Origin of the sequence: Parafrankia colletiae, from assembly GCF_001854655.1 — a bacterium.
GTDB lineage: Bacteria > Actinomycetota > Actinomycetes > Frankiales > Frankiaceae > Parafrankia > Parafrankia colletiae.
This window is the reverse complement of the sequence record NZ_MBLM01000108.1, coordinates 1-22,535: the sequence shown is the minus strand read 5'-3', so window position 1 is coordinate 22,535 and position 22,535 is coordinate 1. Positions and strand designations below refer to the sequence as shown.

General features: G+C 72.8%; 19 protein-coding genes. 9 read left to right on the top strand and 10 right to left on the bottom strand.

Annotated elements, in window-relative coordinates:
* Positions 1–6 precede the first annotated feature (6 nt).
* From CC117_RS11140 to CC117_RS11130, 4 genes are all read left to right on the top strand, one after another.
* A complete protein-coding gene (locus CC117_RS11140; protein ID WP_084131931.1) occupies positions 7–2,445 on the top strand; it encodes a DUF4129 domain-containing transglutaminase family protein in 2,439 nt (812 codons plus the stop codon).
* Complete coding sequence (locus tag CC117_RS11135; protein ID WP_071083665.1) at positions 2,442–5,483, top strand: PKD domain-containing protein; 3,042 nt, start codon at positions 2,442–2,444, stop codon at positions 5,481–5,483. The genes CC117_RS11140 and CC117_RS11135 overlap by 4 nt, the downstream gene beginning before the upstream one ends.
* A gap of 721 nt (positions 5,484–6,204) precedes the next feature.
* Entirely contained in the window at positions 6,205–6,360 is a 156-nt protein-coding gene (locus CC117_RS37405) for a hypothetical protein (RefSeq protein ID WP_157905396.1), read from the top strand.
* A gap of 731 nt (positions 6,361–7,091) precedes the next feature.
* The gene (locus CC117_RS11130) at positions 7,092–8,000 is read left to right on the top strand and encodes a Dyp-type peroxidase (RefSeq protein WP_071083664.1); all 909 of its coding nucleotides are present in this window, start codon (positions 7,092–7,094) and stop codon (positions 7,998–8,000) included.
* 34 nt (positions 8,001–8,034) lie between these two features.
* Here CC117_RS11130 and CC117_RS11125 read toward each other — a convergent pair whose 3' ends face one another.
* On the bottom strand, positions 8,035–8,475 hold the full coding sequence (locus CC117_RS11125; protein ID WP_071083663.1) for an ArsR/SmtB family transcription factor: 441 nt from the start codon (positions 8,473–8,475) through the stop codon (positions 8,035–8,037).
* Complete coding sequence (locus tag CC117_RS11120; protein ID WP_071083662.1) at positions 8,476–9,129, bottom strand: SRPBCC domain-containing protein; 654 nt, start codon at positions 9,127–9,129, stop codon at positions 8,476–8,478.
* 144 nt (positions 9,130–9,273) lie between these two features.
* Here CC117_RS11120 and CC117_RS11115 point away from each other — a divergent pair, with 144 nt between their 5' ends.
* Complete coding sequence (locus CC117_RS11115) at positions 9,274–10,086, top strand: Stk1 family PASTA domain-containing Ser/Thr kinase (RefSeq protein ID WP_071083661.1); 813 nt, start codon at positions 9,274–9,276, stop codon at positions 10,084–10,086.
* Between the two features lie 102 nt (positions 10,087–10,188).
* On the top strand, positions 10,189–10,593 hold the full coding sequence (locus CC117_RS11110; RefSeq protein WP_071083660.1) for a PPOX class F420-dependent oxidoreductase: 405 nt from the start codon (positions 10,189–10,191) through the stop codon (positions 10,591–10,593).
* A gap of 593 nt (positions 10,594–11,186) precedes the next feature.
* On the opposite strand, the gene CC117_RS11105 is transcribed toward CC117_RS11110, so the two are convergent.
* Positions 11,187–12,572, bottom strand: a complete 1,386-nt coding sequence (locus CC117_RS11105; protein WP_116287762.1) for an aldehyde dehydrogenase family protein — start codon at positions 12,570–12,572, stop codon at positions 11,187–11,189.
* Positions 12,572–13,672: a phenylacetate--CoA ligase family protein gene (locus CC117_RS11100; RefSeq protein ID WP_071083658.1), complete on the bottom strand. Its 1,101-nt coding sequence runs from the start codon at positions 13,670–13,672 to the stop codon at positions 12,572–12,574. Before CC117_RS11100 ends, CC117_RS11105 begins: the two co-directional genes overlap by 1 nt.
* 229 nt (positions 13,673–13,901) lie before the next feature.
* Here CC117_RS11100 and CC117_RS34555 point away from each other — a divergent pair, with 229 nt between their 5' ends.
* A complete protein-coding gene (locus CC117_RS34555) occupies positions 13,902–14,828 on the top strand; it encodes a toll/interleukin-1 receptor domain-containing protein (protein ID WP_084131924.1) in 927 nt (308 codons plus the stop codon).
* 42 nt (positions 14,829–14,870) lie between these two features.
* On the opposite strand, the gene yidD is transcribed toward CC117_RS34555, so the two are convergent.
* Positions 14,871–15,464, bottom strand: a complete 594-nt coding sequence (gene yidD, locus CC117_RS38890; RefSeq protein ID WP_071083657.1) for a membrane protein insertion efficiency factor YidD — start codon at positions 15,462–15,464, stop codon at positions 14,871–14,873.
* 117 nt (positions 15,465–15,581) lie between these two features.
* Between yidD and CC117_RS11085 the strand changes: the two genes are divergently transcribed.
* Positions 15,582–16,055 carry an acyl-CoA thioesterase gene (locus CC117_RS11085; protein ID WP_071083656.1) on the top strand — a complete coding sequence of 158 codons (474 nt, stop codon included), beginning with the start codon at positions 15,582–15,584 and terminating at the stop codon, positions 16,053–16,055.
* A gap of 14 nt (positions 16,056–16,069) precedes the next feature.
* Here the strand turns inward: CC117_RS11085 and CC117_RS11080 are convergent, their stop codons facing one another.
* The 5 genes from CC117_RS11080 to CC117_RS11060 all read right to left on the bottom strand — a co-directional run bounded on the left by CC117_RS11080 (position 16,070) and on the right by CC117_RS11060 (position 21,354).
* Positions 16,070–17,716 carry a TerD family protein gene (locus tag CC117_RS11080; protein WP_071083655.1) on the bottom strand — a complete coding sequence of 549 codons (1,647 nt, stop codon included), beginning with the start codon at positions 17,714–17,716 and terminating at the stop codon, positions 16,070–16,072.
* The gene (locus tag CC117_RS11075) at positions 17,713–18,213 is read right to left on the bottom strand and encodes a hypothetical protein (RefSeq protein WP_071083654.1); all 501 of its coding nucleotides are present in this window, start codon (positions 18,211–18,213) and stop codon (positions 17,713–17,715) included. The genes CC117_RS11080 and CC117_RS11075 overlap by 4 nt, the downstream gene beginning before the upstream one ends.
* A gap of 47 nt (positions 18,214–18,260) precedes the next feature.
* Entirely contained in the window at positions 18,261–19,490 is a 1,230-nt protein-coding gene (locus CC117_RS11070; RefSeq protein ID WP_071083653.1) for a toxic anion resistance protein, read from the bottom strand.
* A gap of 134 nt (positions 19,491–19,624) precedes the next feature.
* The gene (locus tag CC117_RS11065) at positions 19,625–20,395 is read right to left on the bottom strand and encodes an SDR family NAD(P)-dependent oxidoreductase (protein ID WP_071083652.1); all 771 of its coding nucleotides are present in this window, start codon (positions 20,393–20,395) and stop codon (positions 19,625–19,627) included.
* 98 nt (positions 20,396–20,493) lie between these two features.
* Entirely contained in the window at positions 20,494–21,354 is an 861-nt protein-coding gene (locus CC117_RS11060; RefSeq protein ID WP_071083960.1) for an SDR family NAD(P)-dependent oxidoreductase, read from the bottom strand.
* Between the two features lie 287 nt (positions 21,355–21,641).
* Between CC117_RS11060 and CC117_RS11055 the strand changes: the two genes are divergently transcribed.
* Positions 21,642–22,310 carry a TetR/AcrR family transcriptional regulator gene (locus tag CC117_RS11055; protein ID WP_071083959.1) on the top strand — a complete coding sequence of 223 codons (669 nt, stop codon included), beginning with the start codon at positions 21,642–21,644 and terminating at the stop codon, positions 22,308–22,310.
* Positions 22,311–22,535: the final 225 nt, after the last annotated feature.

Genomic DNA, 22,535 nt, shown 5'->3' with positions numbered 1-22,535 from the left:
AAGCTCGTGCCCGCGGACACCGAGCTGGCGGACATCTCCGACGTCGCCACGCTGCGCGTGCCCCCGGCAGCGGCCCGGTCCGCCCCGGGCTCGCACCCGGCGCAGCGGCCGGACCCGAGGCCCCTGCAGGGGCAGGGGCAGGGGCCGGGCTCGGCGCCGCGGTCGCCGGCCGCCGCGCGGGTCTCCCCCGGGACGCCGGCTGCGCCCGGGCGGGTTCAGCGGCGGCGCCCGGCGCAGGTCGCCCTCGCCGTCGTACTGATGGTGCAGGTCGCGGCGGCCTTCAGCGGCTTCTTCGCAGGCACGGGGTTCCTGCTGCCGCTCGGCGGGACGGTGCTGCTCGCCGGCGGGCTGGCCATGGTGCTGGCCGCCCGGCTTCGCCCGGCCGACATGGTGGTGCTGGCCGCGATGGTCGGCTGGGTACCCTGCGCGCTGGTCGCCCTGGTCGCCACCCGGGGCGCTGCCGGCCCGTCCGCGTTCGGCTCCGCGCTGCGGGACGGCTGGGCGGACCTGCTCACCGTCGCCCTGCCCGCGGACCCGACCGTCGAGCTGCTCGTCGTCCCGAGCCTGGTGCTGTGGGTGGTGACGGTCGCGGCCGTCCTGCTCGTTCTGCGGACCGACGCGGTGCTGCTCCCGCTACTGCCGGTGGTGCTCGCCGACGTCCTCGCCCTTGTCGTGACATCGTCCGGTGGGCGGTCGCAGCTACCGCTGACCGGCTGTCTCACCTTCACCGCCCTCGTTCTGGTGCTGGTCAGGACGTCCCAGGCGGCCGGTTCGGCGGAGTCCGCCGGGTGGCTGACGCTCGGCCTGCCGCTCGTCGCCGGCGCCGCCGCGGCCGCCACCCTGGGCGCGAGCATCCTGCCGTTGGCGGATGGTGACGAGCGGTTCGACCCGCGGGACCACCGCGAGCCACCGGTCGCGACCGCACCGCTGCTCGACCCGCTGGCCCAGGTGCAGGTCGAGCAGCGGGCGAACCCACCACGCTCGCTGTTCACCGCCCGGTTGTCGTCCACCACCGGCCGGCTGCCCGTCGACCGGCTGCGCATCGCCGCGCTCGGCGACTTCGACGGCGCCGACTGGCGCGACGAGGGGCTGTTCGTCCGGGCCGGCGGCACCCTGCCGACAGACGGCCCGGAGATCACTGTCGCGACCACGCAGGTGGGAATGGACGTCACGATCGACGGCTGGGGCGGGACGCTGCTTCCGTCGATCGGCGTGCCGGTCGGGCTGCGTGGCCGGGCGGTGTCCGTGCAGCCCGGCTCGGGCTCGCTCGCGGCGGTCGCCGCCCCGCGGGCCGGCGACGGCTACCGGCTCCGCGCCGAGGTCGCGACACCCGACGGCGAGGCGCTGCGCCTGGCCCGGGCGGCGTCCGGGCCGATGACGGACCGCTATGCCGCGCTGCCGCCCGGCCTCGCTCCGGAACTGGCCCAGCTCGCCGACGAGGTGACGGCCAACGCGTCGACCTCGTACGACCGGCTCGTCGCCCTGGCGGACTACCTGCGCGACCCGGACCGCTTCCCCTACGACGGCGGCGCCCCGCCGGGCCATTCCTACGGTGCCGTCGCCCGCCTGCTGGGCGTCACCGCCACCGCACCGGGGCCGGTGACCGGTGCAGGCGCGGCGGGCGCCGGCCCGGCGACGGACCGGCGCGGCTACGCCGAGCAGCACGCGGCCGCGTTCGCCGTCCTCGCCCGGGCCCAGGGCTTCCCGACCAGGATCGCGGTCGGGTATCTGCTCGACCGGACGTCCACCGACGGCCCCGGTGGCTTCGTGGTGACGACCCGGCAGGCCCACGCCTGGCCGGAGGTCGCCCTGGACGGGATCGGCTGGGTCGGGTTCGAACCGACCGACATCAGCAAGCTCGGGCTCACCCTGGCGCCGGCGGACCGCCCCGCCACCGGTGGCGCGGGCCAGCAGGACCTGAACGTGAACGTCGTCGCGCCGGTCGTCGTCCCCCAGCTCGACCCGACCGGGGCGGCCGCCGGCGGCGGCGAGCGGGCCGGGCGGACCTGGCCCGGCTATGCGGCGGCCCTGCTCGCCGCGCCACTGCTCGGCCTGGCGCTGGTCCCGTTGGAGAAGCGGCGTCGTCGATGGCGGCGGCGCCGCGCCGGACCGCCGTCGGCACGGATCGCCGCGGCCTGGCGCGAGGTCTGCGACCGGCTCACCGAGCACGGCCTGCCCGGGTCTCCCGCGCTCACACCGCGGGAGGTCGCCGGACGGGCCCGCGAACTACCCGCCTGTACCGCGGCCGCGCACCACCTCGGTTCGTTGGCGCCGCTGGTCACGATGGCGCTGTTCGGGGCGGCCGAGCCGGGCGAGGACGACGCCCACCGCGCCTGGGATCTCACCCGGCTGTCCAGCCGCGCCCTCGGAAGCCGCCTCGGGCGGATCCGTGCGTCGATCGACCCGCGTCCGCTGCTGCCGCGCACCCGGCAGGCCACCCGATGACCCGGCCGGAGAAGGGCATCCGCGACATGCGCCATCCGAACAGAGAACCACTGCACAGAGGGCTACTCCACAGAGGACGGCTCCTCCTCCTGCTGCGGCTCGCGGTCGTGCTGGGACTGGTCGCCGGCGGCCTCGCCGTTGTCAGCCGGGGCGGCGGCGTGTCCGCCCGGCAGTTGTCCGCCGAGGACGGCGCCGCGTGGCTGGTGTCGTCCGCCACCGGGCAGGCCGCGTTGGTGGACGGCGCGTCGTCCCAGGTGGTGGCCCGGGTCGCCGTCGGGACGGGTGAGCTGTCATCCGCGCAGGCCGGGCCGAACGCCTACGTCGTCAACAGCACGGCGGGCAGCGTGCTGCGGGTGGACGGCGCGACCTTCGCACCGACCGACCCGGTGCGCTTCGGGACGTCCACCGCCGCGCGGCGGCTGCAGGTCTTCCCCACGAAGCAGGCCGCCTTCGTCGTCGACGGACAGTCGGGGCTCGTCACGACCGCCGACCCGGACACGTTGCAGGCCCGGGGCCTGCAGTCCATCGCGGCGCGTGCCGGGGCCGGCGGGGTGGTCGCCGACGACGCCGGGCGGCTGTGGCTGATCGACCGCGCCGGCGGTGGCATCGTCCGCCTCGACGAACGGGGCCGCAAGGTGCGCACGCCCGCCACCGCGTCGGACGGCGGCCGGCTGGTCCTGGTGGCCGGCCGGCCCGCGGTGGTCGACGCGGCGGCACGCACCGTGCTGCCACTCGGCGACGACGGCGCCCCCGGCGCGCGCACCTGTCTGGACACCCTGCCCGCCGACGACTCCGTGGCCGTCCTCGGTGACCAGTCCCGGCCGCGGGTCTACGCGGTCAGCGGCCAGCGCGGAACCCTCGTGATCAGCGACCTGGCCGCGGGCAGCTGCGACACCGTCCTCGACCTCGCCGCCGCCGGCCACACCCTCGGCCAGCCGCGGCAGGCCGCCGGCCGGGTCTTCATCCCCGACTTCACCGACGGGCGGGTGATCGTCCTGGACGCCGCCGACCGCCGGATCGTCGCGCGTCCCGAGGTGCTGCCCGCCGGCACCCGCTTCGAGCTGGTCGCGCAGGGCCCGTACATGTTCTTCAACGACCCGGGCAGCTTCCGGGCCGGCGCCATCCGGCTGGACGGCAGCGTGCGGGTCATCGAGAAGTACAACCCGGACCGGCCCGGCGCTGGCCTGACCGGCGGCGCCGGGAACGGCGAGACCGACCAGCCCCGTGACGACAACGGGATGCAGAACGTGTCGGCCCCGCTGCCACCGACCGCACCCGCCCCGCGGGTCACCCGGCCGAAGACCGTGCCGCCCGCCGCGCCGGTGGGGAACACCGGCGTCGCCATCCAGGTGTCGGCGTCACGCGCGGGCGTCGGCCGGCCCGTGACGCTGCGGCTGGTGGCCCGGGACGGCACCCGGATCGCAGGGGCGACCTGGTCGTTCGGGGACGGGACGACCGGCGGCGGCGCCCAGGCGAGCCACGCCTGGTCCCAGCCCGGTGACTACCTCGTCATCGCGCACGCGACCCTCGCCGACGGCCGGCACGCCGCGCCCGCCGTGCGCATCACCGTCGACCAGACCGCCCCGCCGCCGGTCCCGGGAACGGGCGTCGACGTCCAGCCGGGTGGGCCGGACAACGGCAGCACCGACGCGCTCGTCGCGCGGCTGACCGTCACCCCGGCCAGCGGTGCGGCCCCGCTGCAGGTCGCCGCGGACGCCACCGGATCCACTGCCGGCACGGCGCCGATCACCGGGTACGCGTTCGACTTCGGCGACGGCACGACGTCCGGCGGGCCGGGCGCGGCGGCGACCGCGACGCACACCTACGAGGCGGGCGCCGCCGGCACCACGTTCACCGTGTCCGTCGCCGTGACCGACGAGGCCGGGAACGTCAGCCGCGCCAGCCAGCCGGTCACGCTCACCGACGCCGGGGCACCCCCCGTGCCGACGATGACGGTGACCGCAGACGTGGACCGGTGGCGGGTCAACGCCCAGGCCGGGACGGGCGGCGCCCCGACCACCCGCTTCGCCCTGACCGCCGACCTGCCGGACGTCACCATCACACCCGTGTCGGACACCGCGTTCGACGTCGTCCCGACCAGCTGCGCCGCGTTCACCGTGACCCTCACCGCCTACGCCGACAGCGGCGCCTCGACCCCGTCGGCGCCACAGTCGCTCGACCCACAGGCGGACGGGGTGTCGTGCACCTTCGAAAAGCCGATCCTGGCTGTGAAGGCGGTCGACGGATTCGGCTTCACCGTCGCCGTCAGCAACCCGGGGGCAGCCGGATCGGTCAGCTACCAGTGGTCCTATACGGCCGAGGGCGGGGACGGCGGCGGCCTCGGCGTCGAGACCGCAGGCGACCAGATCCACTTCCGCACCCCGGACTGCCGCCTGATCACGGTCACCGTCACGGCGACCGGCCCGGGCGGATCGGCGACCTCGGAGCCGGTCACCGGGATGGGCTGCACCGTCCCGGACCCGATCGTCCTCAGCCGCACGGTCGTCGGCACCCGGATCACCTGGACGTGGGCACTGCCGTCCAACACCCACGTCGAGAACTACTTCGTCTCCCACTCATACCCGGGCGCCGGGGGCGAGGACGGGGATGGCGGCGCCACAACCGAACCCGGGACGTCCTACACCGTCGACGGGATCCCCGGCGGCACCTACGGTTTTGGYATCATCGCCGAGAACGCCGCCGGCCGCTCCTCAGCCCACGACGAGGTCACGCTGCCCGGCGAGGGAACAAGCCCCCTCCCGAACCCGACAGATCCGCCGGACCTGCCGCAGGACCCGCAGGACCCGGACGGTAACGGTGACCCGCCCCCGGGCCCCGGGCCGACCACGTCCTCGTCCTCACCCCCACCGAGTAGCGACCCTCCCCCTCCGCCGCCGGATCCGGAGCCGGAGCCGTCCACACCCGTCCAGGACCCGCCGCCGGCTGAGGACCCACCACCGCCTCCGCCGGAGTCAGTGCCGGAACAGCAGCCGCCGCCACCGGAGCCGGAGCAGCCGCCGGCCGCGACATCCGGCTGATGCGTCGAGACGACCAGCGCCGGCCCCGGCGCAGCACCCGCCGGGGCCGATGTGAACGCGCACGTGTCGCCGGAGGCGTCGGGTTGGCTGGTCGTGGTCTGGTTCCCGTGGTTCGCATCCGGTGATCTGACACCGTGTCTGGTTTCTCGCCGSGCGGTCGAGTGCTGCGTTCGCGTGCCTAAAGGGCYACGCGTGTCCGTCCTCGCCGGAGCCTTGACGGATCGAGAGGACGAGCGTTCCGCAACCCTTCGCCGGCAGTGGCACCGGAGAGACACCATCTGCCCCAGCCTCGGGGTGGGCACGTCTCCGGGCCCGGCGGGGACACCGGAAGGCCTGGTCAACGACCTGACGACCCGCAGCCTTCGGCGATGGGCGGTACGAGCGGACCACCCGCGCCGCCCATCGCCGCTCCCTCCACACCACCGACGTCCACCCGTCTGGCTGCCACGCCTTGGGGCCATCCCGGACCGGCCGTCCCGACGTCCACCCGGCCATTCGACCCCGAGCGGCCCGCTTCAGACAGCACCGTCACCTCACTTGCACCACCATCGGATCCTCATAGGTGCGAACAGGGACCGTCCGGAGGTCAGACCCGCCTCGGGGACCTGCTCGGCCTGCTGAATCGCGGTGCCAGCGTCGTCGGGCTCGACAACAGCGCCGCTCTCCTGAAGATCGCCCACCGCCGGCTCGGGCCGAACACGCACCTACACCTGACCCGTTCATGGACTACACCCTGTCCGGCAGCGAGAACTACTTCGCGCACGAGCAGTGGAGCGAACCGCAGCCCCTCCCCGAGGTCGGCGACCGAGACCCTCGGAGATGGAAGCTGCTCACCACACAGCCACGCTTCCTCTTTCTCGCCGCCCGCCGGGACTGAGACCCGACCAGCCCACTGCACCTCGAACCACCTTGACGCCATGAACCCATCGGATGCTCCCGCCCCACCAATCCCCGAAGGGGCCGCGGACGCTCCGCGGCGTGGTTCGTGGCTGACCTGCCGCCGTCCGCGGTCAAGGTGACGGTGCTGTCTGAAGCGGGCCGCTCGGGGTCGAATGGCCGGGTGGACGTCGGGACGGCCGGTCCGGGATGGCCCCAAGGCGTGGCAGCCAGACGGGTGGACGTCGGTGGTGTGGAGGGAGCGGCGATGGGCGGCGCGGGTGGTCCGCTCGTACCGCCCATCGCCGAAGGCTGCGGGTCGTCAGGTCGTTGACCAGGCCTTCCGGTGTCCCCGCCGGGCCCGGAGACGTGCCCACCCCGAGGCTGGGGCAGATGGTGTCTCTCCGGTGCCACTGCCGGCGAAGGGTTGCGGAACGCTCGTCCTCTCGATCCGTCAAGGCTCCGGCGAGGACGGACACGCGTGGCCCTTTAGGCACGCGAACGCAGCACTCGACCGCSCGGCGAGAAACCAGACACGGTGTCAGATCACCGGATGCGAACCACGGGAACCAGACCACGACCAGCCAACCCGACGAGATCAGCCAGTCGATGACCTCACCGAGGAGGATCCACACCCATCCGAGATGGCAACCTCGATTCTTGATCATTATGTAGCGTCGGGTGCGCGAGTAGCGCAGGTGATCGTTGTCGCTGGCATGAAGGGCGGGTCGGGTGACGCAACCGGGGATTTTCGGGCTGGGTGCTCCGGAGCACTGCTACCTGGAGTTCTCGCTCCAGGACGGGGCCTCCCCCACTGACCTGGTCAAGGCGGTCGCCGGTCTGACCGGCCCGCTGTCGACCGGCGGCGGGGTGAACCTCGTCGTCGGGTTCCGGCCGGAGCTGTGGGCACAGGCCGCACCGGACCACGCCCCGTCCGGCGTCCGTGGCTTCACCGAGCCGATCGTCGGTGCCGACGGGTTCCAGATGCCGGCGACCCAGCGCGACGCCTGGGCGTGGGTCGCGGGCAGCGACCGCACCGCCGTCTTCAACAACAGCCGTAACGTCATCGCGGCGCTCGCCGGTATCGCCACGGTGGCCAGCGAGGTCACCGGCTGGGTGTACGAGCACGATCGTGACCTGACCGGCTTCATCGACGGGACGGAGAACCCGTCCCTGCTGGTCGCGCCAGGTGTCGCCGTGGTCGCGGACGGGCCGGGCGCCGGCAGCAGCGTGCTGCTGTTCCAGCGGTGGCGGCACGACTCCGACACCTTCCAGACCCTGCCGGTCGAGGAGCAGGAGCGGGTGATCGGGCGGACCAAGGCCGACAGCGTCGAGCTCGACGAGGCCGTGATGCCGCCGACCTCGCACGTCTCGCGCACGGTCGTCGAGGAGGACGGCGAGGAGCTGAAGATCTTCCGCCGGAACACCGCCTACGGCACCGTCACCGAGCACGGCACCATGTTCGTGGGTTTCAGCCACGAACAGCGGACGCTGGACCTCATGCTCCGCCGGATGGCCGGCGCCACCGAGGACGGCCTGCGCGACGAGCTGACCCGGTACACGACGCCTGTCAGCGGTGCCTACTACGTGATCCCGTCGGTGACCGCGCTGGCCCGTTTCGCCCCGGAGGACGACGACTGATCGACGGGTCCCGCGGGCACGGCCAGCACGGAGCTCAGGCGCCGAACCGCTCGCGCTCGGTGTCGGTGTCGGTGTCGGCGTCGGGAGCGGGGTCGGCGGGCCGGTGCTGGCCCACCGGGGTGGGAGCGAGCATGGCACCGCGGCGCGACCGGTGGCCACGGGCGATCTCGGTCGCCAGCGCGTCGAGCGGCTGGGCGAACGCGCCCAGCGGGTCGACGAGCCCGGCCAGCCACCCCTGGGCGGCACGCAGGCCGGACTCGTCCAGCGCGTAGTACCGGCGGGCGCCTTCGGCGCGCACGGTCACCAGCCCCGCTGTGCGCAGTACCCGCAGGTGCTGCGAGACGGCGGGCTGGGAGATCGGCCCGCGGGTACGCAGCGCCTCGACGAGAGCGCCCGCCGGCTGCTCACCGCCGGCCAGCAGCTCGAGGATCTGCCGGCGGGTCGGCTCGCCGAGGGCCTCGAAGAGGCCGTTCATTCAGCTCCCGGCGTCCTCGGGGGTGGTCGTGTAGAAGGCTATCGTGCGCGCGGCGGCCTCCTGCGCCGGCTCTGGATCATCGCCGCTGCCCACCGCGGCGTCGGCCCAGCCTGCCGCCGACCGCTGGATGTACCCGGCGCCGCCGGGTGAGGTGTGGAACGACGCCATGATCTCCGGGTCGACCGGCTTGCCGCTGTCGAGGTACAGGCCGAGCCCCAGCAGGCCGAGATCCCAGCCGACACCGACGGCACCGGGGCCGAACTCCCCCCACATACCGGGGTCGAAGGGCGCCTCGTGGACGAGCTCGAGGGTGGTGGCGCCGCCGGTGGCCGCCGGTGCCAGCGAGATCCGCAGCCAGGAGACCATCTCCCCGAACTCCCAGGTCACCGCGAACGAGTCCGGCGGCTCGCAGCGCTCGACCACCCCGCCCGCGTTGCCCTCGAGCTGATACCGGCCGCCGACCTCGAGGTCGCCGCTGACGGGCAGGAACCAGCGAGGGATGCGGTCGGGGCTGGTCAGCGCGTCCCAGAGATCGGACTGGCTGGTCGGATAGCTGCGGCGTGCGACGACGGTCCTGGTAGGCGCCCCGTCGCGGGTGCCCCGGCGGACCTCACGGGTCACCAGGCCGGCTGTGATCACGGGATCCATGCTCATAGCGGGCAGGATATAAGCACACACCTATATTGCAAGGACCTGACCTGGATGAGGCACGCGCCGCCCGCGCGCCGGGGCTGGATCCGCGGCAAACCTCCACCGTCCGGCGCCGACCGGGCGTCGCGTCAGGTTAGCCTGACAGTCATGAGTACGAGCGGAACTCCTTGGCAGGATGCCCGCCGAGCCTGGGATCGCCTCGCCGGCTGGCATCGAGACCACTCCTCATCACGGCACGACCTCGACCGGCCTGACGCGGCCCGGCCTGACGGCGCCGCCGTCGGCGACGACGCGCTGGCGGCACTGACCGACATCGGTACCGTGCGCAGGCTGCTGGACCAGGTGGAGCTGGACGCCGTCCGCGCCGCCCGCCGGCAGCGGAAGTCCTGGGCCGAGATCGCGACCCGGCTCGGCGTGARCCGGCAGTCGGCCTGGGAACGGTGGCGCGACCTGGACGACGCCGACAGAACCGCGGACACGCCCGCCGATGCGAGCGCCCTGCCCGACGTGACGCCGTCCCTGCACCTGGCCGCGGAGACGGTCCTCGGGCGGGCCCTGGACGAGGCCACCGAGGACGCGACAGCCGCGATCACCGGCAGGACGGTGGGCCGGCTTCGCCGCCGCTCCACCATCGTCCCGATGGTGGTCGGCCGCTCCTGGGAGGAGGCGCGCCTGCGGCTGTCCGCCGCCAGCCTGATCGGGGTCGGGCCCGACCCCGACAGCCTGCCGCTGGCAGCCGACGGGTTCGACGCCGGGTCGGTGGTGCAGAGCCAGGCACCCGCGGCCGGCGCCCGAGTACCGAACGGGTCGCTGGTGCGGCTCCGGGTGGGACGCGGTGGCGGCTCCGCGGGCGTGCGCGAGCCGCGTCGCCCCGCCCCGTCGCCGATGCCGGCCCGCCGGGCATCCCTCGACCCGGCCGACGACCCGGCCGGCGGAGCGGTCGACCGGGCCGTCGGCTGAGCCCGGCCGAGCCCGGCCGAGCCCGGACAGCCGGGCCCTGCGGCTGGACCCGGGGGCGCCTCCTTGACCTGAAGCGAGGTTGAGGTCGCAGGATCCGGAGGCATGGTCTTCACCGACGCGGAACTCGAGTACCTCGCCGGCCAGCGTCTCGGCCGGCTGGCCACCGTCGCGCCGGACGGTACACCCCAGAACAGTCCGGTCGCATTCCGGCACAACGCCGCCACCGACACCATCGACATTCACGGGTACAACCTGGGCGCCACCCGCAAGTTCCGGAATGTGGCGGCGACCCGGGAGGTTTCCCTCGTGGTCGACGACATCGCCTCCGTAAACCCGTGGCGGGTGCGCGGTGTCGAGATACGCGGGGAGGCCGCTGCCGTTACCGGCGAGGATCCGCCGGCCGGACACCTGAGCCCGGAGGTCATTCGCATTCGTCCGCGCCGGGTCATCAGCTGGGGAATCGACGCAGGCGTGGAGGGGATGCAGGCTCGAACAATCTCGCCCTGATTGAATCCCGGCCGGCGCGGGTATTCCAGGTCTGCACCACGGCCGGAACTTCCTCGACGAAGTTGGCGCCCTGCGTTTACGCAGGGCGCCGGGGGGGAGCAGATATGGCGTACCGGAAGAAGACGTTTCCGTTGCTGATCGCCGCTGCCGCACTGGGCACGGTTCTGGGGGCGGCTCCCGCGCAGGCCGCACCGTCACGGGGCGATGTTGCCGGCGGCACTTACCACAGCGAGACGCATCCCGGCGGGGGATACCACGGCGGGGGACACCACGGTGGGCGTCACTGCTACTGGCGTCATGTGAGTGGCCACTGGGTCTGGGCACACGGCCATCGACACTGGGTTCCGCCGCGGTCCATCTGGGTCTGCAGGTGATGACGGCCGGCGCGGAGCCCGGAGCCTGCTGTCCCGCACGTGCACAGCACTGATCCGCGCAGAGCACTGATCACCGGTTTACCGGCAGGGCCTGGTATTGATCACCCTGGTACTGGTCATCCTGGTACTGGTAACCGGGCCCTGCCCAGGGCGTCGGACCGCGGAGCTCCCGAAGCCCGAGGTCCGGCGCCTGGCCCTGGCCCTGGCCCTGGCTCGCAGTCAGTCCCGGATAAGGGCCTTGTTCTCCATGAGGAAGTCCGCGAGGTAGCCGTCGTGCGGGACACCGGCGGCCATCCAGACGGTCGGATGATCGCCCAGGTAGAGGTTCCGGATGGTCGGCTCGTTCAGCAGGTGGTCGACGATCCGGGCGTCCCGGGTCATCACGGTCAGCACCAGGCTCTCGCGCAGCGGTGCGGCACCGGCGGCGCGGGTCCACGGGGCGACCCAGACGCACGGGAAGGGCAGCTCGATGCCCGCCTGCGGCGCGGTCGGGGCGTCCAGTTCGTGGACCGCCGGCCGCAGCACCGCGCTCCCGTCACCGAGATCGTCGACGATCCCGTCGCCGCCGAGCCAGGCCCGCGTGCCGGCGGCCTTCCGGCCCAGGTACGCCTCGACGGCCCGCGCGCTGCCCAGCGGCTGTACGGGAAGGGCCGCCGCGTCGTCCTCGGGGGGCAGGCTCGGCAGCCGGGACAGCCGGTCGGCGAGCACCTCGGCCAACGGCGCCGGGTCACCTTCGACGAACACCGCGGTGGCGTTGACGCAGCCGGTGCCGCCGCCGCGGGCCACCGAGTCGACGATGACGTCCAGATGATCGCGCCAGTCGGTGTCGGCGGTGACGAGGATCTTCGACCGCCCCGGCCCCTGGGTCAGGATGGTGGGGTCGGCGCCGAACCTGCTGACGACGTCGTCGCCGCCGTAGACGAGTCCGAGGTCGGCCGCGCGCAGGACGGCTTCGGCACCACTGTGGTCGGTGGGTAGCAGCACAGCCTGCTCATGGGCGGCGCCGGCGAGCCGCAGCGCGGTGATGAGCCGGTACGGGGTGAACGGGTCGCGGCGCGACGGGCGGATGGCGACCCGATAGCCCAGGGCGAGTGCCTCCGGCCAGAGGGCGTGCGTGCCCGGATGGTTGCCCGCCGCATGGACCGCGAACACCTCGCCGCGCCGGGCCCAGACAGCTCGCCCACTCCGGGTGGACGGGTCACGCCAGTCTCCGACCGTGCCCAGCGGGCAGGCCCGCTCGACGGAGTCGCAGACGCGGGTGAGCCACTCGGCGATGACATCGGTCGCCGCCCGGACGGTGGAGATCGGCAGCCCGCCGACGCGGCTGACCATCCGCTGGTACTCCTCGACCGACAGGTCGCCGAGGGTCGCCGTCGCGAACAGCCGGGCCGCCTCGGTCAGCATCGCCATCCGCGCGTCGGCGGGGGGGCTGGCAGCGGCACGCATCCGGGCGATGGTGCGGTGGACGAACAGCGGCGGGACGAGGCTGAGCCGCGCGGCCTGGTCCCCGTTGACCTCGGTGATCACCTGCTGGTTCCTGGTCCGGAACTCGCCGGTGGGCCCGAGCGCGGGCAGTTCGACCGGCGCCGTGAGAACTGCGGGCATCAGTAGACCCCCTCGATGACGGTCTCGTCCTCGAACGTGGCCACCGGGGTGACGTCGGAGAGCGCGTCCCCGACAGTTCCGTCGAGTGCCTTCACCCGCGTCGCGAGGTCACGCTCCAGATTGTTGGGCAGCAGAAACGCCCGGCTGACGTGGTTCGCCAGTACCCGCCCTCGTTCCCCGTAGCCGACGGGCTCCCTGGTCTCCGGGTCGACGACGTCGAACGTGATGTACGGGGAGTAGGCGTCGAAGATGCAGGGCGCCTCGGCGGGCAGCCCGGGCCGCTGCGGCGCGGAGCCGAGGAACATCGTGCTTCCGTACTGCCCGCAGAAGACCACGTCCGGGAAGACCTCGGTGCGGAGGATGTCGAGGGTGTCGGCATCCAGGTGTGCCCCGCCCCACATGATCGCCCGCACCTTCTCGTTGACCAGGTCGACGAGATCCCCGCGCCGGGCGAGTCGTTCGAGCAGTGGCGGGGTGATGTTCAGCGCGCCGATGTGCTGCCCACGCAGGATGTCGGCGGCCTGGTCGATGACATGCTCGGCGTAGGATTCGGCCGCCGCGGCGTTCTTCTCGGCGATGAGCTTCTTGACCCACCGCGGGTCGAGGTCGACGGTGAACGAGTAGCCACCGTGTGCCTTCGCGATCTGGCGGAAGAACTCCCCGATCACATGCGGCCCGGCGGGAATCACCCCGAGCCAGTTCAGCCCGCGCTCGATGCCGTGCTGGTCGAGGACGTCCTCGTTCTTCCGCAGCAGACGATCCATCCACTCCTTCATGAGGACCACCCGCTTCGGCGGGCCGGTCGTGCCGCCGCTCTCGTAGAACCCGACGACGTCCGGCCGGTCCCCGTACCCACGCGGGATGAGATCCTCCGCCCGGACGTCCCGCAGCAGCGGGAGCACGTCCGGGAAGCGCCTCAGATCGTGGTGTGTCCGTACCTCGGCGCGCGGTTCGAAGCCGAGGGTTTCGGCCTGCCGGAGCCAGAACGGACTGCCCGTTCCGGGACCGAAATGCCATTCCATGGCAGCCTGGACGAACTCGTCCGGATCGGGCGTGACGCCGAAGGGAACGTCCAGGGCCGTGTCAGTGAGCAGCGGCATGGATTCTCCTCCAGAGTTCGCGGCGAAAGGTTCGGGCACGATGCCTGGCGGCCCGGGGCCAGCAGGCATCGTGCGCGCGGCCGCGCCCCGTCCGCGATGTTCTGGTTCTCCCCGGTGACGCCACACCGACACAGATCCGCGCGGCGAACCCGTCGAGGGGTCAGCCACGCGGACGGCGCGGACCGCCCCGCGCCACCGTTAGGATCAGATCTGTTACGGGGAGGTATGAATGACTCAGAGTGAGGATTTCCTGACGGGCGTCGAACTGAACGCGTTCGCCGATGTCTACGCCGAGCTGCCTTCCGCCCGGCGGCTCCTCACCTCCGTGGGGTTCTCCCCCAGCCGCATCCCCGGTTGGGCAGCGTCCGACTCCCTGTCGTTCTGGCACGAGGTGAACGCGCTTCTACGGTCGGGCATTGTGCAGGACGGCCGTCGCCAGCTGCTCGCCGCCGCCGCCGCGGAGTACCCGGCCAACCGGGTCTTCGGCCACCCGGACGCAGCACTGCCCGCGGCCGGAGCCGCCTCGCCCACGACGCCCCCGTCGCCCGCGTCGCAGGCCGATCGGACTGCGGCCGGACGGCCCAGCCCGACGCCGGGCATGGGCTCCTCCGGCGGCGACGGGCCGCGGTGGGACTTTCACGTGTCCTACGCGGAGGCGGACGAGGGCTGGGCCCGCTGGATCGACTGGGTGCTCGAGGGTGCCGACTTCAAGGTCCATCTGAAGGCACGCGAGCTGGTCGCGGGAGCGCGTGCCGTGCAGGTGCTGCAGGAGGCGATCAGGCTCTCCCGCCGGACCATCGTGGTGCTCTCCAGCAGCTACCTGGCCTCGCCCAGGGTGCAGGCGCACTGGCAGGCAGCCTGGGACTCCGACCCTGCGGGCACCGAACGTGCCCTCCTCCCGGTTCGGGTGGAGGACGTCCGTGCCGAAGGCCTGCTGGGCGGCATCACCTACATCGACCTCGTCGGCCTCGATGCGGGCACGGCCGGCCAGCGGCTGCTGATCGACGAGGTGAACGCCTCGCTGACCGGCCGCCGAGCCCGCCCGTCGGCCCCGCCCCCGTTCCCCGGCAGCAGCCCCAGCCTGGCGGCGGGGCCGCCGTTCCCCGGCAACGGGACGCGCCCGCCGGCTGGGCCTTCCCATCCCGGCGGCAGCTGACGCGGTTGGCTGGACGAACCCATCCAGACCTGGTCAGCCGGGTCAGCCACCCCCCGCGCGGGCGCCGGGACGGCAGGCACGCAGCCGCCCTGCGGTGGCCGCCGCCCCCGCGGCAAGCCCCGAACCCGAGATCGCGTCCGCGGCGAAGGCGCTGCAGGTGGGCGTGTGGCGGCACCGCGCGGGCAGGCGAGGCGACACCGCACGCTGATACGCACGGATCACCGTCAGCGCGCCTCGCGCCGCCAACCCGCTGCGGGTCACCGATGCTCCCGGCGCACCCTCCGACGTCCGCGCGCCCCGCAGTGCAATCGCGGCGCGGAGCCGGTTCCCGACCACCGCGAGTGTGGACAGGAGCGAGAACAGGGCAGCGAGGGTGAGCAGCGGGCTGCACCCGTCGCACCCGTCACAGCCGTCGAAGGCGTCGCAGCCGGCGTCGGCGGCATCAGAGGGGTCCCGCCGGCGGCGCTCCGCCCGCCGCGACCGGCGCGGCCAGCGGCGCCGTCCCCGCGGGCCCGGCCGGTGATGCCGGCGCGGCCACCGCAGGCCGCCGGTGCCGCCGGCCGCCTCCCGTTCGGAGCCGTCCGGATGCGCCGCAGGGGCCGCCGCCGACCAGTCGCCGCCGGTCACCGTCAACACGCCGGAGACCTTATCCCGGCCGGCCCGTCGCCGCCCGCCCGCCCGCCCGCCCGCGCACAGCGAGACCCCCGCCACAGCCGGGGATGCCCATGTGCGTCGGACACGGTAGAAGGGCTCATGGGAGCGAAACTCGACCCGGCGAGAACCCGGCTGGCGAACTACCCCTTCGTCCTGACGATGCAGCCGCGCTTCGGCGACATGGACAGCCTGGGCCACGTGAACAACGTGGCCATCGCGGCGCTTTTCGAGGAGGCGCGGGTCGCGATGAACCGGGCGGTACTCGGCGCCAGTCACGTGGCACTCCCGCAGGAGCGGCGGCCGTTGCCGGTGGTCGTGGCCCGCGTGGAGATCGATTATCTGCGGGAGGTCCGCTACCCCGGGTCCTACCAGGTGGCTGTCGGCGTCGGACGGATCGGCACCAGTTCGATCCAGCAGGTCTGCGGGCTGTTCGAGGACGAGATCTGCCTGGCCCTGTGTGACGCCGTCCTCGTACACCGCGGGCCGACCGGCCCCGTCCCGGTGCCCGAGCCGGTGCGCGGTCTGCTGACGACCATGGCGTTTCCCGCCCAGGTGCCCGCCACCACCACCTGACCGGGTCGGGTCGGCTACCCGGCGTCGCGCGGTGCGGTGCCGTCCTCGTTCCACTCGAGCGACCAGCCGTAGCGGGCCGCGGCGATGGCCTGGGGGCCGTCGACGAAGTCGTTCTCACGGCGGATGACGAGGTCGTCCCCGACCACGTGGAATGACACCGCGATGCACGTCCGGGCGTCCTCGGGTGGCTGGCCGAGCCGGATGGCGAGTTCCCCGCCGCCACGCGTGGTGACGGCGACGACCGGTCGCAACAGGTCCCACTCGGGCGAGCGGTGCAGGCCGTAGGCGAACACGAAGAACCGCTTGAAGGTCGCGAGCGTGGCCAGATCCACAAAGATCGTCTGCTCGGCCCGCTCGTCCCGGCCGACGAGGCGCAGCACCTGGCGACCGGCGCGCCCCGTTCCACTCACCGAGCCCCCGTGCTGCTGGATGACGCCGGCCGCCCCGTCCAGAGCCTGCCAGAGGCAGCCGAGGTGGATGTTGGCCGGGCGCGGCAGACCGGTCCGGGTCCGCAGCGGCGTCCAGCGCAGCGACACGGTCAGGGCGCCCGTTCCGCGGGTGTCACCGGTCCAGATGGTGGCCGGGTGGTCGTCGTCGAGGGCACTCACCTGCTCGTGGCGCTGCCGGTGGCGGGACGACCGCTCGCCCGCCTCGACGGTGGCCGGCCGGGAGCGGGAGCCCGCGTCGGGCTGGCCGAGATCCAGCGGTGACGGAGCGGACGAAGCCGCCGCCCGAACCGGCGAGGCAGGAGACGCGGACGGAACAGGAGATGCCGGCGGAGCCGGAGATGCCGGCAGAACCTGTGGAGCAACTGGAGCCGGCGGGACTGGCGCGGGCGGCGTCGGCGGCGCCGACGGGGGCGCGCTCGGCGGCGCCACCGACGGGGGCGCGCTCGGCGGAGGCGAAGGCTCCGGCGGTGGCGGTGGCGGGGGCGGTGCCGGTCGTGTCGCGGGCCGCAGGTGGTCGGTCACCCGCCGCCGGCTGCGGGCCGGGGAGAGCCGGGTGAGGAAGGCGGCCGCGCTGGCCGGGTGGACCGCCGCGATGCCGTCGGCACTGCCACCGCCACCGCCACCGACCAGGCCGGGCAGGCCGTTGGCGTACCCCTCGCCGACCGCCCGGAACTTCCATCCTGTCGGGTGCCGGTACAGCTCACCGAAGACGAGCGCTGTCTCGGCGCCGGTCTCCGCCTCGAAGGTGTAACTGACGATCTCCCGGCCGTCCCTGTCGTCGCAGACCTGGATGAATCCGTGGGGGGCGGCCCGGAAGGTCTGGTTACGGCCGGTGGGGTCGTAGATCGCCGTGGCGAACTGCAGCCGGGCGACGTCCGCCGGCACCGCGGGGAGCGCGACGGCGATCTGCTCAATGTCCCCGTCCGTCCGGTGGGGTGCGCGCGGCGCGCCGATCCGTTCGGTCGGGTTGGGCACCTGGTCGGTGAGCAGGAGCCGCGGGGCCCTCTCGTCGGTGTCGACAAGCACGACGACGGCGTCGGCCTCGGGCACCGGGCCGGTTCCCGTCCCGACCCCGACTCCGGCCCTGGTCCCGGCCCTGGTCCCGGTCGTCCGCGTGGTGGCGCTCCACCCGAGGGTGATGCGGACCCGCTCGATGCCGGGTGCCTCCTTCGCCAGCAGCACGTTGCCGCCGCGCGGCAGGGCCACGGTCATGCGTCGAGGTCGGAGCGGCGGAACTTGGCGTCCAGGAACCGGGCCTGGATCGCCAGTCTCGCGGCGTCGCCGCTGTAGACGGAGTCCTGGATCTCGCCGGCGCCCTCGTCGAGCAGCTGGAGCTGGCGGACCAGGTCCTCGGCGGGGGTCGTCCCGGTGACGCCGGGCCGGTCGGCGTACCGGGGCGGAAGTGCCAGGAAGTCGTCCAGCGCCTGTGGCAGGTACTCCTGGATGATCGCGGCGATGTACCGCAGTTCCTCGTCGCTCGCGCCTCTGGTCTCTATGTAGCCCAGCAGCGGCCGCAGGACGTCGTCGATGTCGCGCACGGTCGGCACCGCGCCGGGCGGGAGCCTGCCACCGTCGGCGTTGGCGTGGCCGACGATCCGCGCGAGCTCCTCCCGGAGCCGCCCCGCCTGCTCCGCGGGGGACGCGGGCGGTGCCGGTTCACCGGCCGTGGGCTCGGCCTCGGCGCTCTCACCCCGCCATCGGAAGATCATGCTGCGGCCACCCGTACCAGTCCCGCACGGCGCCGGACGGGCACCGGTCAGCCCTCGCCGGCCTGTGCCCGCTCCAGGTAGGCCCTGGAGCGGACCACCTGCGCCTCCAGCGCGGTGACCGTGGTCGCGATGCTCTCCACCGCCTTCACCTTGTAGGTGTCGATCGCGTCCATCGTCGCGAAGACGTTGTCGAAGGCCTTCTGCAGTGTCTCGACGTCCACCGTGCTGGACACCGCCTGTTCCTGGATGCGGCCGGACTGCTGGCGCAGCAGCTCACTGGTCGACATGATCATGTTGCTGGTGGTGGCGTTCAGCGCGGTGATCTGGTCCAGCACCAGTTTCTGGTTCGCCAGCGCCTGGGCCACGATCACGGCGGTGCGCAGCGCCGCCACAGTCGTCGACTGGGCCCGGTCGACACCCTTGATCAGCTCGATGTTGTTCTTGCGGACCAGGTCGAGGGCCAGGTAGCCCTGCACGCTCACGGCCAGCTGGGTGAGCAGGTCCTGCTGGCGCTGGCGGATGGGGAACAGCGCGTCGGATGTCAGTGCGTCCGCGGCCGCCGGGTCGGTGGCGCGGACGTGATCGATGCGGGCCGCGACGGCGGCGTCGAGCGCCCGGGCGAGCGTCGCGTACTCGGTGATCTTGCCCATCGCGGCCCAGAGTGTGGCCTTCTCGTGCTCGATGGCGGCGTTGTCCTTGCGCAGCTCGTCCTGACCGGAGTCGAGCGCGCCGATGATGGCGTCGAGCTGCTTCTGCGCCGACTGGTAACGCTGGAAATAGCGGGAGATCCGATTCCCCAGCGGCACCTTGCCCAGCAGCTTGCGGCCACCCTTCAGGTCCGCCTTCGCCGGATCCAGGTCGGTGACGGTCTGGCGCAGCTCAAGCAGGGTGCCGGCGACGCGGGTCTGCGCGTCCGCACCCCCGCGGCCACCACGCCCCGCCCGCAGCGCGGCAGCCGGGCGGTCGAGCATCCGGCTCGACACCCGCGCGCTCGCCACGATCTCCCGCTCGCCCATGCGGACGATGTCGTTGATCTTGTCCTGGAAGGCAGGACTGCGCGGGTCCTGCGCCGCGAGGTCGTCCGCGAACGCGGCGGCCCGTTCCCGCAGCTGGGCCCGGGTTGCCTCGTCGAGCGGGACCATGCTGTCCACCTGGTCGTCGGCGACGGCTGCCACCGGCTGGGGCGGGACGAGCTCCAGGGCACCGGCCGGCGAGCGAGGGGAGTCGGCGCTCGCTCCCGACGCCGGCGAGCCGCCCAGGTCCAACGAGTTCGACATGGCTTCCCCTCCCGACATCCGTGCCGGGCAGGAGCCCTGCTCGGCCGGCGCGGCCCCGTCACGGGCCGCACGAAGTGTCTGCCACCTTCGACCCTACGCGAAATGCCTTGTCGACCAGCGGACTACGAGAGGCGTCAGAACCGCCCTGGGGTGGCGACCGCCCGGACGGCCTCGGCGCGCCCGGTGACCGTGGACCGGCTGATCGCGGTCTCGAGGGACGACTGACCGCCCGCGATCCACAGCGGACCGCCGGCGATGTTGTCCAGGGCCTCCTGGGCGGCCTCGTCCGGCGACTGGGCGGCGTCGAGGGGATATCCCAGCCGGGCCATCGCCGGAGTGGCGGTGAAGCCGATGCTGAGGTGCAGCACGTCCACACCGTACTTCTCGCACTCGATCCACAGCGCTTCACTGAAGACCCGGCTGAATGCCTTGGACCCGCAGTACGCGGCCAGGGACGGCGCACCCATGAAACTGGCACCCGAACCGGAGAGGATGATTCCCCCGCGCCTGCGCTCGCACATCAGGGCGCCGTAGTGACGCGCGAACTCCGCCTGGCCGAGGACGTTGACGGCGATCACCGACCGGTAGACCGCGGGGTCCAGCTCCACGAAGTCGCCGCGCACGCTGTTGGCGCCGGCGTTGTAGATGAGCAGGCCGACCTCGATGTCGTCGGTCGCGGTCCGGGTCCGCTCCAGCGCATCGGGCTCACTCAGGTCGACGGACAGGGTCCGTACCTCGGCTCCCCCGGCGCGCAGATCATCCGCCAGCGTTTGTAAGGGGCCGGTCTTCCGTGCTGTGAGGATCAGTTTGAATCCGTGCGCTGCGAGCTTTCGCGCATAGCTTTCCCCGATACCTTCCGACCCGCCGACGACCAGAGCCCACGGCCCGTACTTCTCCAGATCCATGTCTTCCCCTCTGCTGTCGGCGGTGTCGGTGTCGGTGTCGGTGTCGGCCCGGTGCCGGCACCGGGCCGACAGCGGCCGGGCAGCCGGCCCCGTTCCAGTCAGCTCGTGAGCGCGGGCTCGTCGTCCAGCTCGATTCCGAGCTCCCTGAGTTCGCGCTCGGCCCAGAAGATGCGCCCGRTGTACTCCATGGGGTCGGCGCAGGAGGCGAAGTAGGYCAGCATGCGCGCGGGAACCTGCATGGGCACGGCCACGCTGTCGTCGAGACCGGCTTCCCTGACCCGGATGGCGACGAGCTCGGTGGCCACCAGGCCCGGGTGCATGGCGATCACGGCGATGCCCTTGCGGGCGAGCTCGGGAGCCAGCGCGTTGCCGAGCCGGTCGAGCGCCCGCTTGCTGGAGTAGTAGCCGGGCACGGCCAGGCTGAACTCRCCGACGCTCTCGAGCTTGGGGAGCTCCTCCGGCTGGCGGAAAACCTCGCCGCTGCCGGTGCTGAGGTTGATGATGCGCCCGCCGCCACGACTTTCCATGATCGGCACTACCAGCTGCATGAGCGTGAAGGGCGCGTGCAGGTTGACGTCGAACTGGTACAGCCAGTCCTCGCGCGTCAGCTCCAGGAACCGCTTGGACCAGATGTCGCCGGTGGTGGCCGCCGCGTTGTTGATGAGCACGTCGACGCCACCGAACCGCTCGACGGCGGCGTCGACCAGGTGCCTGAGATCCGCCTCGCTGGCCAGGTCGGTCTGCACGGCGATCGCCTGGCCGCCCAGGTTCTCGATCTCCGTGAGCGTTTCGTTCAGCGTGCCGGGCAGCTTCCTGTCCGGCTCGACCGTCCGCGCGGCCAGGACCAGGTGCGCGCCGCGGCGGGCGAACACCTGGGCCGCCTGCCGACCGACTCCTCGGCTGGCTCCCGTGATGATCACGACCTTGCCGGTCAGATCGAGTTCCTCGTGGCGCTGCATCGCCATGCGATCTCCGCCTCCCATTTGATCGATGTTCAAATGGGAGAGTAACACGGCTCACAGTGGTGCACAGCGCGACCGAAGCGGCCACCCGGAGCTCGGCGATCCACATCGGTCGGACTCGGACCTTCGGGTCTGCGCGCGGTCCGCCGCACCGCGCCCGTCCAGTACCCGTCCAGCGCCCGCCGGCACCGCTCGGCCGCCCGGGAGTCGCTCCACTYCCCCGGACAACTGGCGCCACACAGGACCAGGAACGAGCGGGGCCCCTGCGTATGCTTGGTGCCACGATGGAACCCGGTCGAACCCGTAACCCGCCCCGACAGCGGGCTACGCTCGTCAACACGAGGTCACGGGAGACCCGACTCGCGCTCACCCGCGCCGCACTCGACCTGTGGAGCGCGGGCGACTTCAACGAGGCTTATGAGGCGAGCACCGTAGGTGATATCGCGCAGGCCGCCGGAGTCAGCAAGGGAACCTTCTATTTCCATTTCGCCAACAAAGAGGCGATTCTCCTTGAGATGAGCTCGGCGACGATTCAGGCGATGATCGACCAGGTCGAGGCCGAGACAGTGCGGAATGTCCCCCTGACCTCGCTGAGCGAGCAGGTGATGGGTTCCATGGCTCGGCGCGTCGTCCGCGCCCCCAGGGCGGCCGCGTTGCGGGCGGGCGCCCTGGGCTTCACGGGGCAGGCACCCGAGGGGACCGTGCCGAGTCCTCGCCTCAGCGTCGCCTTCGAGACGCTTCTCCGCTACGGCCGGGAACGCGGCGAACTGGGCCCGCGGATCGACGTCGAGGATGTCGCCGCGATGCTGACCGCCGTGACCATGGAGGCGATCATTCGCTGGGGCGCGGGAGACCGCACCGCGGCCTGGCTGAGCCAGACGCTCCGTGACCGCGTCGCCGTCATCCTGCGCGGTATCAGCTGTCCGGACGCAGACCAGCCCTCGCAGGGCTGACCCTCGGGCCGAATTCTTTCCGCATCCTTCTCCGCCCGCGGAGAAGCTCGGGGCGGTGGCGGCCCGCATTCGGCCACCACCGCCCCGACCTGCACAGGTGGACTACAACTCAGCCCCTCACGGCGTTTCGGGTGGGGTGAGGATGCCGGTGTGGTGGAGGTGGTTGATGACGGTGTCGGCGCAGGTTTCGGGGGTGGTGGTGCCGGAGGCGTCGAGGTGGAGGTC